Annotated in this window: 4 protein-coding genes and 1 pseudogene; 1 reads left to right on the top strand and 4 read right to left on the bottom strand. The window is 72.4% G+C overall.

Annotated elements, in window-relative coordinates:
* From ACFQ3T_RS35320 to ACFQ3T_RS35310, 3 genes and pseudogenes are all read right to left on the bottom strand, one after another.
* A pseudogene (locus tag ACFQ3T_RS35320) lies at positions 1 to 1137 on the bottom strand (hypothetical protein); the annotation flags it as partial.
* Between the two features lie 4 nt (positions 1138 to 1141).
* Positions 1142 to 1762 (bottom strand): DUF3558 domain-containing protein, encoded by a 621-nt coding sequence (locus ACFQ3T_RS35315; RefSeq protein ID WP_380730278.1) that lies wholly within the window; start codon positions 1760 to 1762, stop codon positions 1142 to 1144.
* Positions 1763 to 1765: 3 nt separating this feature from the next.
* Positions 1766 to 2209 (bottom strand): hypothetical protein, encoded by a 444-nt coding sequence (locus ACFQ3T_RS35310; protein WP_380730276.1) that lies wholly within the window; start codon positions 2207 to 2209, stop codon positions 1766 to 1768.
* A gap of 150 nt (positions 2210 to 2359) precedes the next feature.
* On the opposite strand from ACFQ3T_RS35310, the gene ACFQ3T_RS35305 reads away from it, so the two are divergent.
* Positions 2360 to 3223, top strand: a complete 864-nt coding sequence (locus tag ACFQ3T_RS35305) for a hypothetical protein (protein ID WP_380730274.1) — start codon at positions 2360 to 2362, stop codon at positions 3221 to 3223.
* On the opposite strand, the gene ACFQ3T_RS35300 is transcribed toward ACFQ3T_RS35305, so the two are convergent.
* Positions 3205 to 3542 (bottom strand): helix-turn-helix domain-containing protein (locus ACFQ3T_RS35300; protein ID WP_380730272.1); only part of this gene is annotated, 338 nt, incomplete at its 5' end. The genes ACFQ3T_RS35305 and ACFQ3T_RS35300 overlap by 19 nt on opposite strands.

Genomic DNA, 3542 nt, shown 5'->3' with positions numbered 1-3542 from the left:
CCCGAAACCGCCCGCGCCGCCGCCCGGCCCGAACCCGCCGCGGCCCTCGCCGTGACCGATCGCGCCGGACATGCCGCCGGGTCCGAACCCACCGGGTCCGCCGCCCATGCCGGGCATGGGCGGCATCCGCCCCGGACCACCGACACCGCCGCCTCCGCCACCGCCACCACGGTTGGGGCCGCCCCCACCACCGGGAACGCCCGGCATGGCCGGTGGCCGGTTGCGGGGGTTGTTCGGGTGGTTGGGGTTGCGCGGGTCGTTCGGGTTGCGCGGGTCGTACGGGAGCTGCGGGATGTGGGGCAACCGCGGGTCGACCGGGTTGCGCGGGTCGACCGGCAGCGGCGGCGGGCGGTGGCCGATGTCGGGTGGCAGCTTGATCACGTCCACCGACGACTTCCTGGTGGTGCCGTCGTCGTTCACCAGGGGCGGCGGAAGCGGCGGCGGGTCGACCCGCGACGGCTTCGTCGTGCGCGAGTCGTCCCCGTTCTTGTCACCGGTGCCCGTGGTGCTGCTGGTCGTGGTGTCCGTGCTGGTGTTCTTGTCGTCGCCGCCGGTCCGCTCGCCGGTCTTGCGCGGATCGTCGATCTCTTCCTTCTCGACCTCGACGCTGCCGTCCACCTCGCCCGGCGACTCGAACGTCGGCAGGGCGCTGATGGCCGTCTCCACCCTGGCGCCGTAGTCGTTGTACACCTGCACGTTGTGCTGGTTGACCTGGGAGTGCTCCTCGACCGCCTGGTCGTAGTCGGTGTCCCAGGGCATCGCGTCGTTGTACCAGGGCTTGTCCGGCACGGCGACCGGGGGCATGACGTTGTGCGACGCGTCGCGGAACGCCAGGCTGATGTCCGCGCTCGACCTGCCGGCCGTGACGGCGCTGGTCCCGGCGGTGTCCGACCAGCTCGCCAACGGCGTGGTGCCGGCACGGGCCGCGTCACCGGCCGCGCCCTCCCACGACGCGCCCGAGTCCCGCACGGCCCGGTTGATCAGCTCGCTGACCTCGTCCTGGCCCTCGGCGATGCCCTGCCACGTCCGCTCGCTGGCGTCGGTCAGCTGGGACGGTCCCTTGCTCTCCGCGAACCAGCCGTAGATCTTGTCGGCCCCGACGCCGACGCACATGAGCTCGGTTCCTGCGACCGTCATGGGCCTACCCCTTCAGGTTTCCGACCACGAGCGCGGCGACCTCGGCGCCCACGGAGCACGGGGCGGTGTACGCGGCCGAGTCCTGGTCGTTCACCGCGATCTGGATCATGAACGCCTTGCCCTCGGCCACGGCGACGGAGGTGGTGCACTCCCCGTGCTTGCCGTCGAGGAGGTCGGTGTTCAGTGCCGGGTAGCCGGCGACCTCGATCGGTTGGAACACGGGGAACTGGGAGCGCCGGGCGTACGCGGAGTTCAAGCCGTCGGCGTTCGTCATGATCGTGCCGCCGATGCTGGTGCCCCGGCCCGGGTCGTCCGGCTCCCACTGGCAGGTCGGACCCACCAGGTCGTCCTCCTTCGCGCCCGGCTTGGTGATGCCCCGGGCGGCCAACTGGTCGGCCTTGAGCAAGTCGCACGGACCGCTGAGCTTGCCGAGGTCGAGTTCCGGCCCGGTGACCGCGGGCGCCTCACCCGTCGACGGCTTGTCCGGCTTCGACTCCGACGTCGCGGTGGACGTGCTCGCGCCGTTCGTGGTCGTGACCGGCTTGGCCGTGCCGTCGTTCACCGACGTGCAGCCGACCAGCACCGTGAACGACACGGCCGCGACTGCCAGCACTGCTCGCCTCATCGACTACTTCCCTCCGCCGTTGAAGGCGTCAGCGGTTGCCTCGTCCTGGCCCTTGTAGTTGGCCAGGGATGCTTGGATCTTCTGGATGGTCTTGGACAGCGCCTCGGCCGCCTTGTTGTTGGCCCAGGCGTAGCCGCCGACCTCGGGGCCCGCCGTCCGCTGGATCGCCTCGATCACCAGGGCGCTGTAGGGATCTTTGGCGGTCGCCGGCAGGAACATGAGCTGCGAGACGTTCCGGTTGAGCTCCTGCAGCTGGTTGCGCGCCTCGGCGAGGCCGTCGATCAGCTTCTGGGCCTGCTCGGGGTCGACGCTGAACTCCGTCTGGGTCGCGACCAGCATCGGCGGCGGTGCGCCCACCATGCCACCTGCCGCGCCGCCCACGACGTTCACCGTGTCGGCGACGAACCCGATCCGCTCCGCGCCCCCGCCGGATTCGGCGTCCCACATCGCACGCGCTCCCCTCACGCAAAAAGCCCCCGGCTGATGATGGCACAGGGGCTTCGCCCCGTCGGGGGTATCGCGATGGTTACTCCTGGTGGGGGACGGGCGTCCGATTCGTTCAAGACCCGGGGCCGCGAGCGGCCTACCGTCGGGCGCATGATCGAAGCAGCTCGTTCCTTCCTCTGGCACAACGCGCGCGTCCTGGAGCAGCGCCGGTTCCTGCACCTCTTCGACGGCGGACCGGCGGAGCCCGTGGTGGCGGCGGTCCTGGCCCACCGGAACGACGACGGCGGGTTCGGGCACGCGCTGGAGCCCGACGGGCGTGGGCCGACGAGTCAGCCGTTGCACACCTACACGGCGTTGTCCCTGCTCGACGAGGTCGGCGAGCGCGGGTACGGCGAGGCGGCGTGCGGGTTCCTGGCCGGCGTCGCGAACGCGGACGGCGGCGTGCCGAACTGCCTGGCCACGGCACGCGACCACCCGCGGGCGCCGTGGTGGCAGGTGGGGGACGAGAGCGACCTGCTGATGACGGCGCTGCTGGCCGGCGTGCTGCACCTGACGGGTGCCGAGCACGCGTGGCTGGACGGGGCCACGGAGTTCTGCTGGCGGCGGATCGAAGGACTGGCCAAGTCGCACCCGTACGAGGCCGCCGCGTGCGTCCGGTTCCTCGACCACGTGCCGGACCGGGCGCGGGCCGAGCGGGAGGCGGAGCGGTTGGGCGCGTTGGTGCGCGAGCAGGGGCTGGTCGACCTGGGCGAGGGGCAGGCGCCCGAGGGGTACGCGGCGGGCGAGACGCACAAGCCGCACCACTACGCGCCCACGCCGGACAGCCTGGCCCGGCGGTGGTTCGGCGACGACGAGATCGACGCCGACCTCGACGCGTTGGCGGCGCAGCAGCAGGACGACGGCGGGTGGACGTTCCCGTGGCCCGCGTGGACGCCGGTTACCACCTACGAGTGGCGGCCGATCGTCACGATCGAGGCGTTGTTGACGTTGCGTGCCTACGGTCGGATCAGCTGACCCAGCGGCACGCCGGCCAGGTCGCGGACCTCGCGGGACAGGTGGGCCTGGTCGGCGTAGCCGGTGCGGTGGGCGATGTCGGCGAACGGCACGCCCGCCCACGCCAGCTTGACCGCCCGGTCGAACCGCAGCACGCGGTGCAGCACCTTGGGGCCGTAGCCGAACGCGGCCAGGCTGCGCCGGTGCAGCTGCCGGGCGCTGAGGCCCAGCGACCAGGCCAGGTCGCCCACGGTCGTCGTCGGCACGGCGGACGCGATCGCGCCGACCGCCGGGTCCGGCGGCGTCTCCCGCAACCGGGCCGACGCGGCGGCCGCGAGCA

Origin of the sequence: Saccharothrix hoggarensis, from assembly GCF_042678885.1 — a bacterium.
Taxonomy (GTDB): Bacteria; Actinomycetota; Actinomycetes; order Mycobacteriales; family Pseudonocardiaceae; genus Actinosynnema; species Actinosynnema hoggarensis.
Note: the sequence above shows the minus strand (reverse complement) of the source record. Positions and strands in the feature narration are given on the sequence as shown.

Bases quoted from the DNA above. Each gene is read 5' to 3' on its own strand.
- ACFQ3T_RS35310 (WP_380730276.1), bottom strand. From the start codon at position 2,209: ATGTGGGACGCCGAATCCGGCGGGGGCGCGGAGCGGATCGGGTTCGTC.
- ACFQ3T_RS35305 (WP_380730274.1), top strand. From the start codon at position 2,360: ATGATCGAAGCAGCTCGTTCCTTCCTCTGGCACAACGCGCGCGTCCTG.
- ACFQ3T_RS35315 (WP_380730278.1), bottom strand. From the start codon at position 1,762: ATGAGGCGAGCAGTGCTGGCAGTCGCGGCCGTGTCGTTCACGGTGCTG.